Annotated in this window: 21 protein-coding genes; 10 read left to right on the forward strand and 11 right to left on the reverse strand. The window is 67.8% G+C overall.

Annotated elements, in window-relative coordinates; translation table 11 throughout:
* Window positions 1-38: 38 nt before the first annotated feature.
* From WOA58_RS06060 to WOA58_RS06070, 3 genes are all read right to left on the reverse strand, one after another.
* On the reverse strand, window positions 39-752 hold the full coding sequence (locus tag WOA58_RS06060; RefSeq protein WP_340603279.1) for a phosphoglycerol geranylgeranyltransferase: 714 nt from the start codon (window positions 750-752) through the stop codon (window positions 39-41).
* A gap of 126 nt (window positions 753-878) precedes the next feature.
* The gene (locus WOA58_RS06065; protein WP_340603280.1) at window positions 879-1,016 is read right to left on the reverse strand and encodes a hypothetical protein; all 138 of its coding nucleotides are present in this window, start codon (window positions 1,014-1,016) and stop codon (window positions 879-881) included.
* Window positions 1,017-1,018: 2 nt separating this feature from the next.
* Window positions 1,019-1,522 carry a type II toxin-antitoxin system death-on-curing family toxin gene (locus WOA58_RS06070; RefSeq protein WP_340603281.1) on the reverse strand — a complete coding sequence of 168 codons (504 nt, stop codon included), beginning with the start codon at window positions 1,520-1,522 and terminating at the stop codon, window positions 1,019-1,021.
* Between the two features lie 98 nt (window positions 1,523-1,620).
* Between WOA58_RS06070 and WOA58_RS06075 the strand changes: the two genes are divergently transcribed.
* Complete coding sequence (locus WOA58_RS06075) at window positions 1,621-2,022, forward strand: DUF2237 family protein (RefSeq protein ID WP_340603282.1); 402 nt, start codon at window positions 1,621-1,623, stop codon at window positions 2,020-2,022.
* Between the two features lie 9 nt (window positions 2,023-2,031).
* Here the strand turns inward: WOA58_RS06075 and WOA58_RS06080 are convergent, their stop codons facing one another.
* Window positions 2,032-4,599, reverse strand: a complete 2,568-nt coding sequence (locus WOA58_RS06080; protein ID WP_340603283.1) for a DNA topoisomerase I — start codon at window positions 4,597-4,599, stop codon at window positions 2,032-2,034.
* 94 nt (window positions 4,600-4,693) lie between these two features.
* Between WOA58_RS06080 and WOA58_RS06085 the strand changes: the two genes are divergently transcribed.
* Together WOA58_RS06085 and WOA58_RS06090 are read left to right on the forward strand one after the other, a co-directional pair.
* Complete coding sequence (locus WOA58_RS06085) at window positions 4,694-5,587, forward strand: phosphatase PAP2 family protein (protein WP_340603284.1); 894 nt, start codon at window positions 4,694-4,696, stop codon at window positions 5,585-5,587.
* Window positions 5,588-5,636: 49 nt separating this feature from the next.
* Window positions 5,637-6,416 carry a YihY/virulence factor BrkB family protein gene (locus WOA58_RS06090; protein WP_340603285.1) on the forward strand — a complete coding sequence of 260 codons (780 nt, stop codon included), beginning with the start codon at window positions 5,637-5,639 and terminating at the stop codon, window positions 6,414-6,416.
* Here the strand turns inward: WOA58_RS06090 and WOA58_RS06095 are convergent.
* On the reverse strand, window positions 6,409-6,660 hold the full coding sequence (locus tag WOA58_RS06095) for an amphi-Trp domain-containing protein (RefSeq protein WP_340603286.1): 252 nt from the start codon (window positions 6,658-6,660) through the stop codon (window positions 6,409-6,411). The two genes, WOA58_RS06090 and WOA58_RS06095, sit on opposite strands and share 8 nt — an antisense overlap.
* A gap of 245 nt (window positions 6,661-6,905) precedes the next feature.
* Entirely contained in the window at window positions 6,906-8,390 is a 1,485-nt protein-coding gene (gene gatB, locus WOA58_RS06100; RefSeq protein ID WP_340603287.1) for an Asp-tRNA(Asn)/Glu-tRNA(Gln) amidotransferase subunit GatB, read from the reverse strand.
* A gap of 126 nt (window positions 8,391-8,516) precedes the next feature.
* Between gatB and WOA58_RS06105 the strand changes: the two genes are divergently transcribed.
* Genes WOA58_RS06105 through WOA58_RS06115 form a run of 3 tightly spaced genes read left to right on the forward strand, consistent with a single transcriptional unit; the run spans window position 8,517 to window position 13,163 of the window.
* The gene (locus WOA58_RS06105; protein WP_340603288.1) at window positions 8,517-8,747 is read left to right on the forward strand and encodes a DUF7518 family protein; all 231 of its coding nucleotides are present in this window, start codon (window positions 8,517-8,519) and stop codon (window positions 8,745-8,747) included.
* Between the two features lie 17 nt (window positions 8,748-8,764).
* Window positions 8,765-12,343, forward strand: a complete 3,579-nt coding sequence (smc, locus tag WOA58_RS06110; protein WP_340603289.1) for a chromosome segregation protein SMC — start codon at window positions 8,765-8,767, stop codon at window positions 12,341-12,343.
* On the forward strand, window positions 12,336-13,163 hold the full coding sequence (locus WOA58_RS06115) for a ScpA family protein (RefSeq protein WP_340603290.1): 828 nt from the start codon (window positions 12,336-12,338) through the stop codon (window positions 13,161-13,163). Before smc ends, WOA58_RS06115 begins: the two co-directional genes overlap by 8 nt.
* Before the next feature lie 300 nt (window positions 13,164-13,463).
* Here WOA58_RS06115 and mtnP read toward each other — a convergent pair whose 3' ends face one another.
* Window positions 13,464-14,318: an S-methyl-5'-thioadenosine phosphorylase gene (gene mtnP, locus WOA58_RS06120; RefSeq protein WP_340603291.1), complete on the reverse strand. Its 855-nt coding sequence runs from the start codon at window positions 14,316-14,318 to the stop codon at window positions 13,464-13,466.
* Window positions 14,319-14,395: 77 nt separating this feature from the next.
* Between mtnP and WOA58_RS06125 the strand changes: the two genes are divergently transcribed.
* Together WOA58_RS06125 and WOA58_RS06130 are read left to right on the forward strand one after the other, a co-directional pair.
* Entirely contained in the window at window positions 14,396-14,758 is a 363-nt protein-coding gene (locus tag WOA58_RS06125) for a hypothetical protein (RefSeq protein WP_340603292.1), read from the forward strand.
* 176 nt (window positions 14,759-14,934) lie between these two features.
* Complete coding sequence (locus tag WOA58_RS06130; RefSeq protein WP_390220733.1) at window positions 14,935-16,302, forward strand: MATE family efflux transporter; 1,368 nt, start codon at window positions 14,935-14,937, stop codon at window positions 16,300-16,302.
* 1 nt (window position 16,303) lies between these two features.
* Here WOA58_RS06130 and WOA58_RS06135 read toward each other — a convergent pair whose 3' ends face one another.
* From WOA58_RS06135 to WOA58_RS06150, 4 genes are all read right to left on the reverse strand, one after another.
* Window positions 16,304-17,002 carry a phosphoribosyltransferase gene (locus WOA58_RS06135; RefSeq protein WP_340603294.1) on the reverse strand — a complete coding sequence of 233 codons (699 nt, stop codon included), beginning with the start codon at window positions 17,000-17,002 and terminating at the stop codon, window positions 16,304-16,306.
* Window positions 17,003-17,032: 30 nt separating this feature from the next.
* Window positions 17,033-17,380: a HalOD1 output domain-containing protein gene (locus WOA58_RS06140; protein ID WP_340603296.1), complete on the reverse strand. Its 348-nt coding sequence runs from the start codon at window positions 17,378-17,380 to the stop codon at window positions 17,033-17,035.
* Between the two features lie 262 nt (window positions 17,381-17,642).
* Window positions 17,643-18,203 carry a hypothetical protein gene (locus tag WOA58_RS06145; protein WP_340603297.1) on the reverse strand — a complete coding sequence of 187 codons (561 nt, stop codon included), beginning with the start codon at window positions 18,201-18,203 and terminating at the stop codon, window positions 17,643-17,645.
* An 85-nt stretch (window positions 18,204-18,288) separates the two neighbouring features.
* Window positions 18,289-18,603, reverse strand: coding sequence for a twin-arginine translocation signal domain-containing protein (locus WOA58_RS06150; protein WP_340603298.1), 315 nt, complete (start codon window positions 18,601-18,603; stop codon window positions 18,289-18,291).
* 105 nt (window positions 18,604-18,708) lie between these two features.
* Here WOA58_RS06150 and WOA58_RS06155 point away from each other — a divergent pair, with 105 nt between their 5' ends.
* Window positions 18,709-19,626, forward strand: coding sequence for a PhzF family phenazine biosynthesis protein (locus tag WOA58_RS06155; RefSeq protein WP_340603299.1), 918 nt, complete (start codon window positions 18,709-18,711; stop codon window positions 19,624-19,626).
* 95 nt (window positions 19,627-19,721) lie between these two features.
* The gene (gene ppsA / locus WOA58_RS06160) at window positions 19,722-22,025 is read left to right on the forward strand and encodes a pyruvate, water dikinase (RefSeq protein ID WP_340603300.1); all 2,304 of its coding nucleotides are present in this window, start codon (window positions 19,722-19,724) and stop codon (window positions 22,023-22,025) included.
* Window positions 22,026-22,042: the final 17 nt, after the last annotated feature.

Raw genomic sequence — 22,042 nt, forward strand, 5'->3', positions numbered from 1 at the left:
TCTCCGGGCGGGACTTAAACGTCGTCGGTTCCCGCCGCTCAGATCCGCTGGGCCGTCGCGTCCGTCGCGCCCTCGACGGTCTCCTCGACGGCCTCACAGCCCTCCTCGTGCAGCAGGTCCCCGACCACGATCACGTCGGCGTGCTGGGCCATCGTGTTCGCCGACTCGTAGTCGTGAATGCCGCCGCCGTAGAACAGCGTCGCCTCGTCGAGCGCCTCGCTCGCGGCCTTCACTTTCTCAGGATCGCCGAAGGTGCCCGAGTACTCGATGTAGACGATCGGCTGGCCGAACATGTGTTCGGCGAGTTCGGCGTAGGCGGCGACGTCCTCGGCCGTCTGGTCGCAGTCGGCCTCGGTGAGCTCGGCGACGCTCGCGTCGGGGTTGAGCACGATGTACGCCTCGGTGAACGTGCGATCCCAGTCGATCTCGTCGAGGCGGACCCACTCCTTGTGCGCGCCGACGACCCACGAGACGTCGCCCGCGTTGAAGACGGTCGGAACGAGATAGCCGTCAAGCGCGTCGTCGTCGACGACCACCGCGGGGTTCGAGGGCTCCTGATAGAGCGCCACGTCGTACTTCGCGCAGGCGTCGATGACCGCCTGCATCTTCTCCTCGGTCATGTCGAGGGTCCCCCCGATCTCGAGGGCGTCGGTCCCGGTCCGACAGACGTCCTCGAAGCTGTCGCCCGGGGCGAGCTCCTTGTCGGGATCGACCTTGACGATGTGATCCCAGTCGGTCCACGCTTCGCTCATACGGACTCAATTCAAAGGACGCGCTAAAACCCCTTCGGTGGGGTTCGGGACCCGTAACGGATCGGGGACGAATCCCCATGGTTTCTTACTTGGCCGATGTCCGGAATCGAAACGATCGCGGACCTTTTATTCCCGTGCGAGTTCCTCGTACAGCTCCTCGTGGTCGTCGATGTCCTTCCGGGCGAGGAACCGAACGAGACGGCGCCGATTCTCCTGCTGGGAGGGATGGTCGTCCGAATCGACGCCGCGTTCGTCGGTGGCCATTCTCAATTGGACGTACCGTCTTCGTCGACATAACCGTTGTCCTCGGACGGGAAACCGATCGAGTCGTCTAGGAGGACGGCGTATGCATCGCGATATTCCGAGGACAGGGGAGTGACGTGTGTCCGAAGATATGTGAGCACCCCCTCCCGGCCGACCGCTTCCGAATCGGTCGCGAACGCTTTGAGGATCGTCTTCACCTCACGATCGTACTCGAACGCACGGCCGTTGAGGGCGTAGAAGACGGTCGTCGAGGCCAGTGCCGTCCGCTTGTTGCCGTCGACGAACGGGTGGTTCGAGACGAGGAGCCGGAGGAGTTGAAACGCCTTTTCGTGAATCGTCTCCGGAACCCGACCGAAGTGCCCTTCGCGGACGAACTCGATAACGTAATCGACGTCCCCGCGCGAGGACACGCCGGGTTCGGTAGCGTCGTTCGACTCGACGATGACCTCGTGGATCGTAAGCACGTCCTCGCTGGTGAGATGCTCGATCGCTTCGTCACGCGCCATCGAGTTGCTGTCCGTCGTCGGCCGATAAGTAACTCCGCATCCTACTGATGCTGGTCACGAGTAGCCACCGTTTTCCCGCCTCGACCGAACCCACACACATGAGCGAGGAGGACACCGAGCGCAACGTCTACGGCACCGAGCTGCGCCCCTGTGGCGGGGACCCCGAGACGGGCTTCCTGCGCGACGGCCACTGCCGACACCTCCGGCGGGACCCGGGGCGCCACGAGGTCTGTGCGGTGCTGACCGAGGGGTTCCTCCAGTTCAGCAAAGCGCAGGGCAACGACCTCGTGACGCCCCAGCCCGAGATGAACTTCCCCGGGCTGGAAGCGGGCGACCGCTGGTGTCTCTGCCTGCCCCGCTGGATCGAGGCCCGCGAGGCCGGACGCGCACCGCCGATCGTGCTCGAGGCGACCCACGAGCGCGCGCTCGACGAGATCGAGCCCGACACGCTCCGGGAGTACGAGTACGACCCGCATACCGAAGACACGCGGGGCGAGTGAGAACGGTCCTCAGCCGGCTTTCGCCTGCCACTCGCGCACGCGGTCGGCGCTGATCCCCTCGACCTCGTCGGCGACCGCCCCGGCCTCCGCGTCCTTGAGGTCGCTGAGGCTCTCGACGCCCGCCGCGGCGAGCTTCTCGGCGGTCTTCGCGCCGAGCCCCTCGAGCGACTCGAGGTCGGTCCCCGAGTCGCTCTCCCTGGCCTGGTACTCGCGGTAGTTACAGATCGGACAGCCCAGCTCCCAGGGCTCGTCGCCCGAGTGGACGCGAAGTTCGGGAAGCCCGTGTTCCTCGCAGTGCTCGTCGGTGATCTCGATCTCGCCCCGCCGGGGCAGTGGCAGCGAGTAGTCGCAGTCGGGATAGCGCGTACAGCCCACGAGCCGCGAGCCGTTCCGGAGCTGCTTGATCGCGAGCTCCCCGCCGTCGGCCTCGACGGGCTGGCCGTCGTCGTCGCCGGCGATCGCTTCGGGGTTCTCGCCGTCGCGCTCGCTCGGCGGGATCGCACCCTCCCCACACTCGGGACAGGCGCCGATGACCCGGTCTTCCTCCTCGTCGGCCTCGTCGGCCTTACACTGTGGGCAGCCGTGGACGAACGTCCCCCGGCCCGCGAGCATCTTCACGTGGCGCAGGTCGTGCTCCTCGCAGGTCTCGTCCAGGATGAGCGGCTTGCCCGTGTTGGGCAGTGGAAGCGTGTACTCGCAGTCGGGGTAGCCGTCACAGCCCACGAAATACGACCCCCGCCGGGATCGACGAACCAGCAGGTCGTGGCCCGATTCGGGACACGGCCCCAGCGTCTTGTCGGCCTTCAGCGACTGCTGGAGGTGGTCGCCGATCTCCTCCCGGGACTCCATCAGGTCGTCGAACACCCGCTCGAGCATCTCGCGGGACTCGCCGGCCACCTCGTCCAAGTCCTTCTCGCCGGCGGCGATCGCGGCCATGTCCTCCTCGAGCTGGGCGGTCATCGCCTCGCTCACCACGCGGTCTGCGTACTCCTCGCCGGCCTCGACGACCGCCGTCGCCAGTTTGGTGGGGCGTGGCGGGTCGTTCTCGATGTAGCCCCGGTCGTAGAGCTTCTCGATCGTGTTGTGTCTCGTACTCTTCGTGCCGATCCCCATCGACTCCATCGTCTCGATCAGGCGCGACTGCCCGTATCTCCGCGGCGGCTGGGTCTCCTTGTCGTCGATCGTGACCTCCTCGAGGGCGAGGGTCTCGCCCTCCTCGACGTCGGGCACGAAGTTCTCGTTGGTGCTGAAGTAGGGGTAGACGGCGTGGTAGCCCGGCTCGACGAGGCGTTTCCCGTTGGCCTTCAGGCGGTGCTCGCCGACCGCGAGGACGACCTTGAGGTGCTCCCAGCGGGCGTCGTCGGCGACCGTCGCGAAGAAGCGCCGGACGACCAGCTCGTAGACCTCCCACTCCGCGTCCGAGAGCTCGCCCTTCGTCGGCAGCTCCTCGGTGGGATGGATCGGCGGGTGGTCAGTCGTCTCCTCGTCACCCTCCGTGGGGCTGATGTCGTCGCGTTCGAGCAGGGTTTCGGCGTCCTCGCCGAACGTCCGGTTGCCCGTGAACGCTGAGAGCAGCTCCCGGGGGTCGAGGTCCTCCGGGTAAACGGTGTTATCAGTACGAGGATAGGTGATGTAGCCCGCGGTGTAGAGGTCCTCGGCGATGCTCATCGCGCGCTTCGCCGAGTAGCCGATCGAGCTCGCCGCGCGGATGAACTGGGTGGTGTTGAAGGGCGCGGGCGGCGCGTCGGTCCGCGTCCGCCGGGAGACCGACTCGACGCCCGCCTCGCTGGCCTCGTTCAGTGTCTCGTAGACCGTCTCCGCGCGCTCCTCGTCCCAGACGCGCTCGGCCTCGTTGCCGTCCTCGTCCAGATAGTAGTACTGGGCGTCGAAGGTCTCCTCCTTTTTGGCGACGTCGGCGAAGATCTCCCAGTAGGACTCGGGGTCGAACGCCTCGATCTCGCGTTCGCGATCGACGATCAGCTTCAGCGTGGGGGTCTGGACCCTGCCCACCGAGATGAAGTCGTCGCCGAGCTGGCGCGCCGAAAGCGAGAGGAAGCGGGTCAGTGCCGCCCCCCAGACGAGGTCGATGATCTGGCGGGCCTCGCCCGCCGCGGCCAGATCGAAGTCGATCTCGTCGGGGTCGTCGAACGCCTTTCGCACCTCGCCCTCGGTGATCGAGGAGAAGCGCACCCGGTCGATCTCGGCGTCCTCGTTGACGTCGCGGACGATCTCGTAGGCCTCCTTGCCGATGAGCTCGCCCTCGCGGTCGTAGTCGGTCGCGATCGTCACGCGGTTCGCATCGCGCGAGAGCAGGCGAACGGTTCGGACGATGTTCTCCTGGGTGGCGGTCTTCTCGACGTCGGCGCCGATCAGCTCGACGGGCTCGACGTCCCGCCAGTCGGAGTACTCCGAGGGGAAGTCGACGGCGACGACGTGGCCCGACAGGCCGATACAGCGTGTCCCGCCCCAGCGATAGACGTTCACGCCGTTCTTCCGCTCGACCTCGGCCGAGTCGCCGCTGAGGATGGCGGCGATCCGGCGGGCGGCGTTGTCCTTCTCGGTGATGATCAGGTCCATGACGGGGGTTGGCGTCGGTACGCCGAGGCGGGGCCTAAACGTTTCGCGTCGGGGAACCGGGAACTTATTCCGCCGAGCGGCATACGAGCGAGCGATGAACTACGGGGCGGCAGTCGACGGCGCCCGGGAGGTCCTGTTCGGGACCGGGGTGATCCGATCGGTCCGCGAGCTGCTGCCGGCCCCGCTGGTCGAGGCGGCCGGCCCCGTGACCCACCTCGGCGATGGCGCGCTGCTCGGCGCGCTCGCCGTCGTGCTCTACTGGCTGGGCGGCGACCGGCGCCGGGAGTACGCCTACGCGCTCGGCGTCGGGCTGGGCGCGTTCGCGCTCGTCAGCGGACTGAAGGCGCTGTTCGTCCACCCCCGCCCGCCCGAGAACGTCTGGCTCGCCGCCGAGGCGAACTACGGCTTCCCGAGCGCCCACGCGCTGGGATCGACCGTCGTCCTCGGCGTGCTCGCGTACGTCGGCCGGGTCGGCTCCCGACGGGCGCGCTATCTCGCCGCCGCCGGGCTCGTCGCGGTTATCTCGCTCTCGCGGGTCGTCCTCGGCGTCCACTTCCCGGGCGACGTGCTCGGCGGGATCGCCATCGGCCTCGCCTATCTCGCGCTGATGGTTCGCTACGCCGACCGGAACCCCGAGCGGGCGTTCGCGGTCGCCTTCGGCCTCGCCGTCGTCATGGCGATCGCCGCCCCCAACCAGTACACGACGGCCACCCTCGGGGGGACCGCTGGTGCGCTGGTCGGCTGGCATCTCGTTCGCGACGGGGCGACCTCGCCCGCCGCGGTCGGCCTCGCGGGTGCGGTGGTCGTCGCGATACCGATCGGGGTGGTCGCCGCGGGCCTCGCCAGCGGGTTCGCCCCGGTGGCGGAGACCGTCGGGTTCGCGCTCGTCGCCGCCGGCGTCCTCCTCGCGCCGGCCGTCGCGGCCAGGATCGAGGCGGTAGTCGGGATCGAGGACCGTCTCGGCCGATCGGAGCGCTCGGGACAGTGAGACGCCATACGCCCGCCGCGGCCCCGATGTGGCGAACGGGGGTGGCGCGATGAACCGGTGGCTCGAGGTGGGGCGCGGGGTCGTCGAGGAGGGGCGCCGACAGAACCTCCCGTTTCTGGCCGGGAGCCTCGCCTTCTACGCGTTCGTCTCGCTGCTGCCGCTGCTGTTGCTCGTGTTGGTCGTGGCGACGCTGTTCGCCGGCGAGACCGTCGCGAACTACCTGCTCAGGCTGACCCGGCTGTATCTCAGCCCCGCTGGCGAGGACCTGATCGCGACCGCGCTGACCGACGCGGCGAGCTGGGTCGGGAGCTCCGCGATCGGGCTGGTCGTGCTGGTGTGGGCCGCCTTCAGGATGTTCCTCGGCCTCGACATCGCGTTCGCCTCGATCTACGGCACCGACCCCGCCGAGACGCCGCTCGGCGACCGGGTCCGTGACGGCCTCGTCGTCCTCCTGGCGCTCGTGCTCGCGATCACCGCCGCCGTCGGGACGGTCGCGCTGTTCACGTTCCTGCCGGAGTTCAGGTTCTCGGGGGTCGTCGACACGCTGTTGCTCGTCGTCGGGCTGCTGGTCGCGTTCTACCCGCTGTATCTCGTCTTCCCGGACGTCGACGTCACGCCCCGTGAGGTGCTGCCCGGCGCGGTGCTGGCGGCCGTCGGCTGGACGCTGCTCCAGTCGCTGTTCCAGTTCTACGTCTCGATAACGGCGCTCGCGGACGTCTTCGGCGTGATCAGCGGCGCGTTGCTCTTCCTGCTGTGGCTCTACTTCGGCTCGCTCGTCCTACTTGCCGGGATCGTCCTCAACGTCGTCCTGGCGGGCCGGGCTAGTTAGCGTTCTCCTCGACCTCCCAGTCGAGGGTGACCGTGACGGTCTCGCGCTCGCCGCCGAGCATCGGCGATCGTTCCTCGACCGTGATGTCGTACTCGATCACGGAGGCGGGGTCGAGCGCGACGCTCTTGTTGCCGACGGTGACGTCCGCCGGCCCCTCCCCGCGGAGCTCCCGAGCCAGCGTCTGTAGGTGGTCCGCGACCTCGTTTCGCGACAGGTCCTGCTCGTCGGACGTCTGGTCTGACATGACACCGGGAATTCGCGAGCGAGCGCCATAGTGGTTTACCCTGATGGTCCGGTCACGACCGAAACCTATTAGCGCCCGCGGGGGTTGAATCGATCAATGGCCGACGAAGAAGCAGTCACGACCACGGAACTGGACGTCATCGAACCGATCGGCGAGACCTGCGTGATCTACGCACAGCAGCTCTTCGACGTCGCGACCGCGCTGTTCTGAAGGGACCTCGGCGCTCCGATCGCGATACCTACCCGTCAGCCGAGGCGTTCGCGAAGTAGCTCGTTGACCTGGCCGGGGTCGGCGCTGCCGCCCGTCTTCCCCATCACCTGCCCGACGAGGAAGTTGATCGCGCCGTCGTCGCCCGACTCGACGTCCGCGACCGCCTCGGGGTTCTCCTCGATCGCCTCCTCGACCGCGGCCTCGACCTCGCCGGCGTCGGTCTTTCCCAGATCGTGGTCCTCGACGACCGCGTCGGGGTCGGCCCCCGAATCGAGCATCTCCCGCAACACGGTCTCGCGGGCGTTCTTCGCGGTGATCTCCTCCTCGGCGACCAGCTCGACGAGCCGCCGGACCTCGTCGAGGCGGTCCTCGACGTCCGTGATGAGCATATCGCGGTAGTTGAGCTCTCCGAGGAGATCGTCGGCGACCCACGTCGCCGCCAGGTCGGGATCGAAGTCACTCGCGAGGTCCTCGTAGAAGTCCGCGACCTGCTTCGTGGAGGTGAGCTTCGAGGCGGCCTCCCCGCCCAGCCCGTACTCCTCGCGGAAGCGCTCGCGCCGCGTGGCGGGCAGCTCGGGGATCGAGATCTCCTCCTTCCAGCCCGAGACCCGCAACACGGGCAGGTCGTACTCGGGGAAGTAGCGGTAGTCCTTCTCCTCCTCCTTCGAGCGCATCGAGACGGTGATCCCGCGCGACTCGTCCCAGTGGCGCGTCTCCTGTTCGACCTCCCTTCCCCTTCGGACGGCGTTTCGTTGCCGGGTCACCTCGTAGGCCAGCGCCTTCTCGGCCCCTTTGTGACTCGAGATGTTCTTGACCTCCGTGCGGTTGGCTTCCGCGAGCGCCTCGGCCCCGATCGAGCCGTCCTCGCGCACCTCCTCGCCGGGCACCAGCGAGATGTTGGCGTCGACTCGCAGGGAGCCGTCGCGCTGGCTGTCGAAGATCCCCAAGTACTCCAGCACCTCCTCGAGTTTCGCGAGGAAGGCGCGGGTCTCCTTTGGTCCCCGGAAGTCGGGCCGGGTGACGATCTCCATCAGCGGGATCCCGGCGCGGTTGTAGTTCACGAGGGTGTGGTCGGCGGTCTCGATGTCGCCGCCCTCGTGCTGGAGGCTGCCGGGGTCCTCCTCGAGGTGGGCGCGCTCGATGCCGATCTCCCGACGCTCGCCCTCGACGCTGATCTCCAGTGCGCCGTCCTCACAGAGCGGGGCGTCGTACTGGGTGATCTGGAAGTTCTTCGGCAGGTCGGGGTAGTAGTAGTTCTTCCGGTGAAAGCGGGTTTGCTGGGGGATCTCGGCGTCGATGGCCTTCCCGAGCTTCACCGCGGACTCGACTGCGGCCTCGTTGACGACGGGCAGCGCCCCCGGGAGGCCGAGACAGGTCGGGCAGGTGTGGCTGTTTGGCTCGGCGTCGGCCAGATCGGTCGAGCAGCCACAGAACACCTTGGTGTCGGTCTCGAGCTGGACGTGGACCTCCAGCCCGATCACGACCGCGAGATCGCGCTCCTGGGTCGCCTGCGCACTCATTGGACGGGCTTCGGCCCGGATCGCATAAAGGCTACCGGGACGGTACGGCGGGGCTGGCGAGGAGTGGTCGTATTCCTGAGATGTGTCTGACACAGGTTTATGTCCGGCGGGCGAGGTAACGGACGTATGTCGAACAGAGTCGAGGATCTCGAGACGCGGGTCGAGGAGCTCGAAGCCACGGTACGGGGACTGACCGAGGAGCTCGTCGAGGCCAACGAGCGGATCCGCGAGCTCGAGTCGCGCCACGAGACGGAGGCCGAGGCCGACGTCGAGCCCCGCGAGGTCGGAGTCGAAACCGATAGGGACGAGCAGGACGAATCGAAGGACGACGCGGCAGACGACATCATCGTCGCGTAGCCCGCGCCCGCCCCATCATGCACATTCGAGAGCTCGTTCTAGAGAACTTCAAGAGCTTCGGCCGGAAGACCCGCATCCCGTTCTACGAGGACTTCACCACCGTCAGCGGCCCGAACGGCTCGGGCAAGTCGAACATCATCGACAGCGTGCTGTTCGCGCTGGGCCTCTCGCGGGCCCGCGGGATCCGCGCCGAGAAGCTCACCGACCTGATCTACAACCCCGGCCACGACGGCGAGGGCGACGCCGAGGGCCCCCGTGAGGCCAGCGTCGAGGTCGTGCTGGACAACGCCGACGGCACGCTCGCGCGCGAGCAGGTCGTGAGCGCCGCCGGCAGCGACGACATCGGCGACGTCGAGACCATCTCCGTTCGGCGGCGGGTCAAACGGACCGAGGACAACTACTACTCCTATTACTACCTGAACGACCGCTCGGTCAACCTCTCGGACATCCAGGACCTGCTCGCTCAGGCGGGCGTCACGCCCGAGGGCTACAACGTCGTCATGCAGGGCGACGTGACGGGCATCATCAACATGACCGCCGGGCAGCGCCGGGAGATCATCGACGAGATCGCGGGCGTCGCGGAGTTCGACGCCAAGAAGGAGTCGGCCCACGAGGAGCTCCAGACCGTCAAGGAGCGCATCGAGGAGGCCGAGCTCCGCATCGAGGAGAAACAGGACCGCCTCGACCAGCTCGAGGACGAACGCGAGACGGCGCTGCAGTACCAGTCGCTTCGCGACGAGAAGGAGGAGTTCCAGGGCTACCTGAAGGCCGCCGAGCTCGAGGAGAAACGTGCGGAGCTCGACGCGAAGGAGAGCCGGATCGAGGAGAAGCGGTCGGAGCTCGAGGAGCTTCGCAGGGAGCTCGATCAGAAGCAGGGGATGGTCACCCGCCTCCAGGAGGACCTCGAGGACCTGAACGCCGAGATCGAGCGGATGGGCGAGGACGAGCAGCTGGAGATCAAACGCGATATCGAGGGGATCAAGGGCGAGATCAGCCGGCTCGAGGACAAGATCGAGAACAGCGAGGAGGCCATCAGCGAGGCCGAGAGCGACCGACAGGAGGCGTTCGTCGGGATCGACAGGAAGGAGGAGACGATCGCCGATCTCGACCGCGAGATCCGGGAGACGAAACTCGAGAAGGCCTCCGTGAAGGCCGACATCCAGGAGAAGGAGGCCGAACGCGAGGAGATCGAGGAGGAGATCGAGAACGTCGATACGGAGTTCGACGAGCTGAAGGCCGACCTCCGGGAGAAGAAGGCCGAACTCGAGGAGGCACGCGACGAACGGAACGAACATCAGCGCGAGCAGGACCGACTGCTCGACGAGGCCCGGCGTCGATCGAACGCGATAAGCGAGAAGGAAGAGGAGCGCGAGACGACCCTCGAGGCGATCCCGGAGATCGAGGCCGAGATCGACGACCTGGAGGACGAGCGCGGGCGGGCCGTGGAGAACCGCGAGCAGATCGACGCGGTCGTCGAGGACCTCAAGGAGGAGAAGCGCGAGCTCCAGGGGAAGCTCGACGAGATCGAGGACGACCTTCAGGCCAAACAGCAGGAGTACGCGGAGCTCGAGGCCAGGGCCGGCGAGAGCGGCGACAGCTCGTATGGCCGGGCGGTTTCGGCTATACTGAACGCCGGAATGGACGGCGTCCACGGCACCGTCGGCCAATTGGGTGGGGTGGACTCGCGGTACGCGACCGCGTGTGAGACCGCGGCAGGCGGACGGCTCGCGAACGTCGTGGTCGACGACGACGCGATCGGCCAGCGTTGTATCGAACACCTGAAGTCGCGAAACGCGGGACGGGCGACGTTCCTCCCGATGACCGAGATGCGCAACCGCTCGCTGTCCTCGCCGCCGCGCGCGGAGGGCGTGGTGGACTTCGCGTACAACCTCGTCGACTTCGACGACGCGTACGCGGGCGTGTTCTCGTACGTGCTCGGCGACACCCTCGTCGTCGAGGACATCGAGACCGCCCGCGATCTGATGGGCAAGTACCGGCTCGTGACCCTCGAGGGCGAGCTCGTCGAGAAGAGCGGCGCGATGACCGGCGGGAGCCGGTCGGGCTCGCGCTACTCCTTCTCGAAGTCGGGCAAAGGCCAACTAGAGCGGGTTGCCGAGGCGATCACCGACCTGCAGGACCGCCGCGAGTCGGTGCGCTCGGAGCTCCGGGACGCGGAGGACCGCCTCGAGAGCGCCCGCGACCGCAAGAGCGAGGCCGCGGAGCAGGTCCGCGAGATCGACAGCGCGATCGAGAAGAAGCGCGAGGCGATCGAGGAGCGCGAGGCGAAGGCCGAGCGGCTCGCCGAAGAGATCGACGAGCTCGAGGACGCCCGCGGGGACGTCGACGAGCGGATGGGCGAGATCGAGGAGGAGATCACGGAGGCGACCGAGGAGATCGAGGGCCTCGAGAGCGATATCGAGGAGCTGGAGACCGAGCTCGCCGACTCGGAGATCCCCGAGCTGACTGCCCAGCTCGACGCGATCGACGAGGGGATCGACAGCCTCGAGGACGCGCTCGACGAGCACGACTCGCGGCTCAACGAGCTCCAGCTCGAGAAGCAGTACGCACAGAACGCCATCTCCGACCTCGACGAGCAGGCGACGAGCGCCGAGGAGCGCATCGGGAAACAGGAGGAACGCATTGAAGGGTTCGAGGACGGGATCGAGGAGCAGGAAGAGCGCCTCGAGGGGAAGCGTGAGGCCGTGGAGGAGCTCGAGGAGGAACTCACCGAGAAGAAGGAGGAGCGCCGCGAGCTCCGGGGCACGCTGGGGGAGGCGACCGACGAACGCGACGACGCGAAGGAGCAGGTCGGCTCCGTCGAGAGCCGCCTCGAGGGCCTACAGGCGAGCGCGCGCGGGCTCGAGACCGACATCGCGGACCTCGAGAGCGAGGTCGGCGAGTACGACCCCGAGGAGATCCCCGACCACGAGGTCGTCGAGGAGCGCATCGAGGAGCTGGCCGAGGAGATGGAGGCGCTCGAGCCGGTGAACATGCTCGCGATCGACGAGTACGACCGGGTCGAGGGCGAGCTCTCGGAGCTCACCGACCGCAAGGACGTCCTCGTCGAGGAACGCGAGGGGATCACCGACCGGATCGACTCCTACGAACAGCAGAAACGCGAGACGTTCATGGACGCCTACCGGGAGATCGACGAGCAGTTCCAGGACATCTTCTCCCGGCTGTCGGCGGGGACGGGCGAGCTCCACCTCGAGGACGAGGCGGACCCCTTCGAGGGCGGGCTGACGATGAAGGCCCAGCCCGGCGACAAGCCGATCCAACGGCTGGACGCGATGAGCGGCGGCGAGAAGTCCCTGACGGCGCTGGCGTTCATCTTCGCGATCCAGCGCTACAACCCCGCGCCGTTCTACGCGCTCGACGAGGTCGACGCCTTCCTCGACGCCGCGAACGCCGACCGCGTGGGCGAGCTGGTCGACGAGCTGGCGGGGGAGGCCCAGTTCATCGTCGTTTCCCATCGCTCGGCGATGCTCGAGCGCTCCGAGCGCGCGATCGGCGTGACGATGCAGGGGAACAACGTCAGCACCGTCACCGGGATCGACCTCGCGGGAAGCGGGGAGGCCGCGACCGCGGATGACTGACGTCGCGCTCCCCGCCGAGGAGTCCGATGAAGTCGAGCCCGTCGAGCTGCTCGTCCAGCTCGCCGAGGACGGCGAGATCGAGCCCTGGGACATCGACATCGTCGAGGTGACCGACGCGTTCCTCGCGCGACTCGATTCGGCCGACCTCCGAACGTCGGGGCGCGCGCTCTTCTACGCGAGCGTCCTGTTGCGCATGAAGAGCGACGAGATGTTGGGCGAGGACGAGGACGAAGAGGAGTTCGACGACTGGGAGGCCGAGATGGGGATGGGGCCGGCGGACGACCCCTTCGAGGAGGACCCGATCGCGGACCTCGAACGCGAGATGGAGCGCCGGCTCGATCGCAAGCAGGCCCGCGGGTCGCCCGAGACGCTCGACGAGCTGGTCCGCGAGCTCCGCGACGCCGAGCGGGACTCGTGGTGGAAGGAGTCCCGGGAGTACGACACCTCGGGCTCCCCGAAGGGCTTCCAGCGGGGCACTCAGACGCTCGACTACCACTCGGCCGACGAGTTCCGTGCCGAGGAGGAGCCCACCGCCGAGGATGTGACGGGTACCGCCCACGGCGAGGACATCGAGGAGACCATCACGCAGGTCTACGACGCGCTCGACGAGCAGTACGCCGCCGGGCGCGACGAGGTGCTGTTCACCGAGATCGGCGAGGCGGGCGGCTCGCGCGTCGAGACGTTCCTCGCGCTGCTCTTTCTGGCCCACCGCGGGCAGGTCCGCCTCGAACAAGACGACCTCTTCGGCGACCTCTGGGTTCGGAACCCCGCCGCGGACGACGAGGCCAGGGACGGGGACGCGCCCAAGCCCGCCGGCTGATCGTCGTTCTCCTCTCCGACCCGTTTTCGCTCCGTCCTCGAGACGTCAATCCACCCTCAGAGAGGAGTATTCTCAGAGACGGGTGTTCACGTGTTCCGTGATACCTACCAACACAACTTTTATTAGTAACGCCGTAGTATGATACTGTATGTCACCCACGAAAATACGTGAACGACTGACCGAGACCGAGGGTCGAGTCGATCCCGAGGAGTACGTCTCCGCGCTGTCGTACGTTCGCGGCGAATAGCCACCGAAACGGCCCGTTTTTCCGTCGTTGTCGTCGTCAGCCGGCGTCGCTTTCTAGAGATAATCGCCGACCAGCGGGTCGACCCGCTCGCGGGTCTCCTCCGGGATCGCCTCGGTCGGCGTGTTGACGGTTCCCTCGAGCGCGCTGTGGGCCTCACACTCGTGGTCCTCGGGCAGGGAGCGGATCGCCTCCTCGACGACCGATTTGATCGCCTTCTGGTTCCGCTCCGCGTTCTCGAGCACCTCCTCGAGGGTGACCTCGCTGTCCTCCTTCCAGACGTCGTAGTCGGTGACGCCCGCGACCGTCGCGTAGGCGATCTCGGCCTCGCGGGCGAGCTTGGCCTCCGGGATCGCGGTCATCCCCACGAGGTCCCACCCCTGGCTCCGGTAGAACTCGCTTTCGGCCCGGGTGGAGTACTGGGGGCCCTCGATGCAGACGTAGGTGCCGCCCTTCGAGACCTCGGCGTCGGTCGCCTTCGCCGCGGCCCCCGTCAGGTGATCGACGAGCTCCGGACTGTAGGGGTAGGTGAAAGGCTGGTGGACGACGATTCCCTCGCCGTAGAAGGTCATCTCGCGGTGGCGCGTGCGGTCGACGATCTGGTCGGGGACCACGAGCGTCCCCGGTTCGAGGTCCTCCTTCAGCGAACCCACCGCGTTCGAAGCGAAGATATGGGTGACGCCCACCGTCTTGAGCGCGTAGACGTTCGCCCGGTAGGGGAGGTTCGTCGGCGAGCGCCCGTGGTCCGACCCATGCCGGGGCAGGAAGGCGACTTCCCTCCCTGTGTCTCCGAACTCGCCGATCGTCACGGGCGCGCTCGGGTCGCCGTAGGGCGTTTCGATTCGCTCCTCGCGGGTGTTCTCGAGGGGGAGGGCCTCGTAGATGCCGCTGCCGCCGATGAAGCCGATCATGCCCCGTTCTCTCGGGGGGCGCTACAAAACCGTGCTGGATCACAACGACCATCCCTTCAGCTGGATTCTCGCGATCTATGGCAACTGACGGGATCGACATGGACGGCCGAGTGCTTCGAGCGACCTCGAACGACGCCGACGGGACCGTGAGCGACGCGACGACGTTCCGGTTCGAGCAGGACGGAGACCTGATACAGGCGCGCTATGAGGGCGGGGAGATCAGACAGGGTTTCCTCGTTGGACTGAGCGACGGTGAGGGCCTCGACTTCCGCTATACGCACCTGACGGTCGAGGGCGAGACGGCGACGGGCCACTCGATCGACGAGATCGAGCGGCTCCCCGACGGCCGGGTCCGGCTCCACGAGGAGTGGTCCTGGGACTCGAAAGAGGGGGCAGGAACGAGCGTACTCGAGGAAGTCGATGAGGAGACACGGGCCTGAGAACCGATGTTTCCGGGTGTCCGCACAAGCGAGGTTCACTCACGCTCCACGAGGGGATCCGATACGCTGCAAGGACCGTCCTTTTAAGAAAACTCATATAGCTCGACCGGTTTCGGTTCGAAGTAGTGTCCACGGCCCGCGAACGCTCGCTCACCGAGGGCGGTTTGGTCCGCCCGATGGTCCGCCTCGCGTGGCCGATGGTCGTCATCCAGCTGCTGCAGGTCGCGTACAACGTCGCCGACACGGCGTTTCTCGGCGCGGTCTCGGAGGACGCCGTCGGCGCGCTGAGCCTCGCCTTCCCCCTCATCTTCTTCCTCATCTCGGTGGGCGGGGGGTTTACCGCCGCCGGCGCGATCCTCGTCGCCCAGTACACGGGCGCCGAGAGCGGCCGGAGCGCCGACGTGATCGCGGGCCAGACGCTGGCGTTCGTCACCCTACTGGCCTGTGTACTGGCCGTCCTCGGCTACCTCTCGACCGATTGGCTGCTCTCGCTGTTCCCGGCGGGCGGCGGTACTGAAGAGCGGATCGTTCCGTTGGCCTCGGACTACATGCGGATCTACTTCCTCGGCCTGCCCTTCCTCTTCGGCTTCTTCATCTTCGTCTCGATCATGCGCGGCTACGGCAACACCCGCACGCCGATGCGCGTGATGGTCGTCAGCGTCGCGGTCAACGTCGCGCTCGACCCCCTGCTGATCTTCGGGCTCGGCCCGGTCCCCCGCATGGAGATCGAGGGTGCGGCGATCGCCACCATCGCCGCTCGGGCGGTCGCCACGGGGCTCGGGCTGTACGTCCTCTTCTACACCGACGCCGGCCCGGACATCGAGGCCGGCGACCTCGTCCCCCGGTTCGGTCACGTCCGCGACATCGTCGAACTGGGGACCCCGAGCGCGATCGAGCAGTCGTCCTCGTCGCTCGCGTTCGTCGTCCTGACGGGGATGGTCGTCGCCTTCCCGCCCGAGATCGTCGCCGCCTACGGGCTCGGAAACCGCTTGATCTCGCTCGTCTTCCTCCCCGCGATGGGGCTCTCCCAGGCGCTCGATACCGTCGTCGGCCAGAACCTCGGGGCCGACCGGCCCGACCGGGCCGCACGGGCCTCGAAGCTCGCGATGGGGTTGGTCTCGGTAGTGATGGCGGTTCTGACGGCAATCGCCTACCTGTTTCCCGAGCCCATCGTCGGGATCTTCCTCACCGCCGACACTCCCGGAGCCGCGACGACCATCGCCTACGGCGTCGAGTACCTGCGGATCGCGGCGTTCATGTTCGTCTTTCTGGGCGTTCTGCAGGTGATCCTCGGGACGTTCCGCGGGGCGGGCAACACCAAGACCGCGATGGTGTTCTCGCTGATCACGCTGTGGGCCGTTCGCGTGCCCCTGACCTACTACCTGGTGTTCGTCGCCGGCTGGGCCGAGACGGGGATCTGGGTCGCGGTCGTGATGGGCGACGTCGTCGGCTGTGTCGCGGCGCTCGCGTGGTGGGCGCGGGGGACGTGGAAGGAACGATACGTCGAGGTCGAGACCGGCCCCGCAGCGCCCGCGGAGGACTGAATCAGCTCTCGGTCAGTCGCCACTGGTTGGCGCCGTCGCGCGCGATCACCTCGCGCCGTTCCATCTCGACGAGCACCTCGTTCATTCGGTTGGGCTGGGCGATCTCCATCTCCATGCGGTCGACGTCGTGGTACTCGGAGAGGTAGTGGCGAACGTCCTCGGACGAGAACGTCCCCTCGTCGGCCTTCTCCATGACGCCCGAGATCAGGTCGATCATGTCCTCGATGAAGTTCCACGGGTAGACGACCCAGGTCCACTCCTCGAGGCGCTCGCCGATGAAGTCCGGCTCGAACTCGCTGGTCTGGAGCAGTTGAAGCGTCGCGGTGCGGACCTCGTCCGCCCCGCGTTCGCTGACGTACTCGTGGGCACGCTCGATCGACCCGCCGGTGTCGGCGATGTCGTCGATGACCAGGACGTCCTTTCCCTGCACCGAGCCCTCGGGCATCGGGTAACGGATCTGCGGCTCGCCGCTCTTCTGTGCCGTCCCCACGTAGTGTTCCATCTTCAGGCTCGTCAGGTCGTCGAGCCCGAGGAAGTCACAGATACAGCGCCCCGCGAACCATCCCCCGCGCGCCAGCGCGACGATCACGTCCGGCTCGAACTCCGATCGTTTGACCTCGGTGCTTACCGTCCGACAGAGCCCGTAGATGTACTCCCAGTTGGTGACCGTACAGTTGAACTCCTCGGGGAGATCGGACATGTTCTACCTGCCTGCACGGCCGCTCCCGGTTTAAGTGGTCTGTCTCGGATCGGGGCCCGAGCCCCTCGAGGGAGCCGACGCCGATACGTGGACCGTCGCTCCCTCGCACCGGATCGCCACCGAACAGCCGTGATAGACGAACCCGACCCGGAGCCGGGCGTCGGGGTCCGCCCGACAGAGGGCGTCGAGGGCCTCGGTGTCGAGCGAGTCGAACATCGGGTCGAGGTCGCCCGGGGAAACGTCGAGCAGCGACCCGACGACCTCGACGACGACGGGGTGGATCGGCCCGTCGCCGGGGCCGCGTTCGAGGGTCCGGAACGCCCGCCGCTCCTCTCCATCCGTCCTGTGCGCTGTTTCGTACTGGATATCATCTGTCACTGATTGCTCTCCTGGGTGGTCGAAGCGATCCGTCCACGCCGAACGCGCCGTGGGTGCCCGCCGACCGGGGAGTTGACGACACCCGCTATCGCCCGAACCGTACCGTCTATGTTCTCCATAGATCCGGTGAAATAAAAAGGTTCCCTGACGGGAGCTACCGTACGACCGAGTAGCGTGGTCGGGCGGGATCGGGCCGTGAACGTGGGGTTCGGCGCACCCGGACCGTCGTCGGGTCGATCGGTCGCCCGCCGGAACCGTACGGTTACGAGTTGCCGTCCTCGTCGCCGGCATCGCCCTCGGCGCCCTCGCCGGCGGGGTCGTCGCCCTCCTCGACGGTGACCATCAGCTCCTCGTCGTCGCCGTCGATCGTGACGGTCTCCTCGAACTCGCCGTCGCCGACCTCGGCCTCGGTCGCGTCGATCTCGACCGTGTGTTCGCCGTCGCCGACCTCGAAGAGGGCCTGGCCCTGATCGTCGGTCGGCTGTTCGGCCTCGTCGTCGACGAGGTCGCCGTCCTCGTCCGTGACGGTGACGAAGGCGCCGACCGCAGGCTCGCCGTCCTCGGTCTCGACGATCACCGCCAGCTCGTAGGTCTCCTGGTCGGCGTCCTTGGTGGGCTCGTCCTCGTCGTCGGCCCCCGTCTCGCCGTTGGAGTCGCCGAGACCGTCGCCGTCGTCGGTTTCGTCGTCGGCCGTCTCGTCGTCGTCCTCCTCGGCCTCCTCGGGCGGAGCGTCCTCGTCGTCGGTACAGCCGGCGACCGCGGCGATCGCGAGCGATCCGGCCGCCGCGACGAAGCGTCGCCTGCTCGGTGACGTGCCTTGCATGGTCGAACCGAGCGCCCCGAGACGGGTTATCCTTCGGCCATCGCCTGCAAGCCCGGGCTCGGATCGCTCCGGCGTCGGGTGTCCGCTACCCTTCGTCGGTCTCGTCCTCGTCGTCGTCCTCGGCCGCCCCCTCTTCCTCGTCGGTTTCGTCTTCGTCGCCCTCGTCCGGACCGCCCGCGTCGTCCTCGTCCACTTCCCCGTCGTCGCCCTCGCCGTCGGCGTCGAGGGGGTCCTCTGTCTCCGTTCCCTCGGCCCCCTCCTCCTCCCCGGCGGGGTCGTCGTCCTCGTCGCCGTTCTCCTCCTCGTCGGCGTCGCCGCAGCCGGCGACCGAGGCGATGGCCGCCGTGCCGGCGAGCTGCAGGAACCGGCGTCGACTCATCGCTGGATCGGTCTCGATCATGTCCCGTCTTTCGCCCGATCCCCTATAAACGTGGGCCAAGCACCTCCAGGGCCCGGACGACCGGCGTGCCGGAGCACTGATTCGGGTGGCGACGCGAGCGGGTGTATGAGCGAGGAGACACGGCGGCTGTCGATGGCCGTCGTCGACGCCTTCACCGACGAGCCGCTCTCGGGCAACGCCGCGGGCGTGATACCGGAGGCCGACGGCCTGGACGACGACCAGCGGCAAGCGATCGCCCGCGAGATCGCGGCCAGCGAGACCGCCTTCCTCTCGGGTTCGGAGCGGGCGGACCGGCGGATCCGGTACTTCTCACCGACCACGGAGGTCGACCTCTGTGGCCACGCCACGATCGCGAGCCACGCCCACCTGTTCGAGAGAGGCGAGATCGAGGCCGGCACCCACACCCTCGAGACGAACGTCGGCGTCCTCGAGATCGAGCTCCGCTCGGACGGGACCGTCTGGATGACCCAGGACGAGCCGGAGATCGAGCCCGTCGACCTCGCGTACGAGGCGGTCGCCGACGCGCTGGGGGTCGACCCCGCCGCGCTCGCGGACGTCGGCGCGGATCTGCCGCCGGCGGTGGCCTCGACTGGCCTCCCCTTTCTCGTGGTGCCGGTGAACTTCCTCGAACACCTCGGGAACGCCGAGCCCGACGAGGGGGCGGTCGCGGAGCTCTGTGAATCGGTCGACGCCGCGGGGCTGTATGCCTTCACGTTCGACACCCTCACGGCGGAGGCGACCCTCCACGGGCGGCTGTTCGCGCCGCCCCTGGGGATCGCGGAGGACCCCGTGACGGGGACCGCGAGCGGCGCGGTCGGCGCGTACCTCCGGGCGGTCGACGCCTTCGGCGAGGACTTCCCCGACGAGATGGTCCTCGAACAGGGCCACTTCCTCGATTGTCCCGGGGAGGTCAGGGTTCGGGTCGGCGAGGACGTGCGGGTCGGCGGGCGGGCCGTCGAGGCGATCTCGGGGTCGATCACGATCGCCGAGGACGAGGACGAAGACGGACTGATCGAGGCGTAGGCCACGGGGTTCACTCGCGAACGAATAGCTAATTCCACAAACGTTTGATGGGGTCGCAACCTTCTTTACTCGCCTCGGTGTCGGTTCGGACGTAAATGGCAGTACGCTGGCTTGCGGACATCGGGTCGGACGATCTCGAAATCGTCGGCGGGAAGGGCGCCTCGTTGGGCGAGCTGACGGGGGCGGGGCTGCCGGTCCCGTCGGCGTTCATCGTCACCGCCGGAACGTACCGCGAGTTCATCGACGACGCCGGGATCGCCGACGAGATCCACGCGGCCGTCGACGTCGACGTCGAGGACTCGGCGGCGCTCGCGACCGCCCAGGAGCGTGCCGAGGAGCTCATCCTCGAGACCCCCTTCCCCGAGGAGCTCCGCGAGGAGATCCTCGCCTCCTACGGGTCGTTCGGCGACGACCCCTTCGTCGCGGTGCGATCGTCGGCGACCGCCGAGGACCTGCCCGACGCCTCCTTCGCCGGCCAGCAGGAGACGTTCCTCAACGTCACCGAGGAGGACCTCTTAGAGCGCGTCAAGGAGTGTTGGGCCTCGCTGTTCACCCAGCGCGCGATCTACTACCGCAAGCAGCAGGGCTTCGACAGCGAGGACGTCAACATCGCGGTCGTCGTCCAGCGGATGGTCGACGCCGAGAAGTCGGGCGTGATGTTCACGAGCCACCCCTCGACGGGCGACCCGCGGATCATCATCGAGGCCGCCTGGGGGCTCGGCGAGGCGGTCGTCGCGGGCTCGGTCTCCCCGGACAACTACGTCGTCGACCGCGAAAGCGGCGAGATCGAGGAGGAGACGATCGCGACCAAGAAGGTCATGTGCGTCCGCGACGAGGAGAGCGGCGAGACCGTCGAGCGGGAGGTCCCCGAGGAGCGGCGCGACGAGCGCGTGCTCGAGGACGGGGAGATCGAGCAGCTGATCGCGCTGGGCGAGCGCGTCGAGGACCACTACGGGACGCCCCAGGACGTCGAGTGGGCGATCGTGGAGGGAGAGGTGTTCATGCTCCAGTCGCGCCCGATCACGACGATCAGCGAGGGCGAGGCCGAGGAGTCCGAGTCCGGGCTGATGGAGGGGATCGCCGACGGCAACGGCGGCTCGATGGAGTACGAGGAACGGGAGGGCGACGGCGAGGAGCTGGTCCACGGGCTGGGTTCCAGCCCGGGACGGGCTAGCGGCGCCGCCCGCATCGTCACGAAGCTCGACCAGCTCGACAAGGTCGAGGAGGGCGACATCATCGTCACCGAGATGACGACGCCCGACATGGTGCCCGCGATGAAGCGCGCCTCGGGGATCGTCACCGACGAGGGCGGGATGACCTCCCACGCGGCGATCGTTTCCAGGGAGCTGGGCGTGCCCGCCGTCGTCGGGACGAGCAACGGCACGAAGGTCATCGAGGACGGCCAGCAGATCACGATCGACGGCGAGCGCGGCAGCGTCGAGGCCGGCCGGACGAGCGACGAGCCGGATCACGAACCCGTCGAGGACGTCCGCCCCGAAACGCCCGTCAAGCCGATGACCGCGACCGAGGTGAAGGTCAACGTCTCCATCCCGGAAGCCGCCGAACGGGCCGCCGCGACCGGCGCCGACGGCGTCGGCCTGCTGCGGATCGAGCACATGATCCTCTCGCTGGGGAAGACCCCCCAGAAGTTCGTCGCCGACAACGGCGAGAAGGCCTACGTCGACGAGATCGTCGACGGGATCCGGGGCGTGGCCGACGAGTTCTACCCCCGCCCGGTGCGGGTGCGGACCCTCGACGCCCCGACCGACGAGTTCCGCCAGCTCGAGGGCGGCGAGGACGAACCCCACGAGCACAACCCGATGCTCGGCTATCGGGGGATCCGCCGGAGCCTCGACCGTCCGGACGTCTTCGAGTACGAGCTGCGGGCCTTCTCGCGGCTCTACGAGATGGGCTACGACAACGTCGAGATCATGTTCCCGCTCGTCAACGACGCCGAGGACGTGCTCGCCGCACGCCGGCTGATGGAGGAGGCGGGGATCGACGCCGAGCGCCGGTCGTGGGGCGTGATGATCGAGACGCCCGCGAGCGCGCTCTCGATCGAGGGGATGGCCGAGGCCGGCATCGACTTCGCCTCCTTCGGCACCAACGACCTCACCCAGTACACACTGGCCGTCGACCGCAACAACGGCAACGTCGCCGACCGGTTCGACGAGCTCCACCCCGCAGTGCTGGAGCTGATCGAGAGCACCATCGACACCTGTCGGGAGCACGACGTCGACACCAGCATCTGCGGGCAGGCCGGCTCGAAGCCCAAGATGGTCCAGCACCTCGTCAACACCGGCGTGAGCTCGATCAGCGCGAACATCGACGCCGTCCGGGACGTCCAGCACGAGGCCAAGCGGGTCGAGCAGAAGCTGCTGTTGGACTCGATTCGCTGATAAGAAGTACCGCGTCG

The organism is Halalkalicoccus tibetensis (genome assembly GCF_037996645.1).
Taxonomy (GTDB): domain Archaea; phylum Halobacteriota; class Halobacteria; order Halobacteriales; family Halalkalicoccaceae; genus Halalkalicoccus; species Halalkalicoccus tibetensis.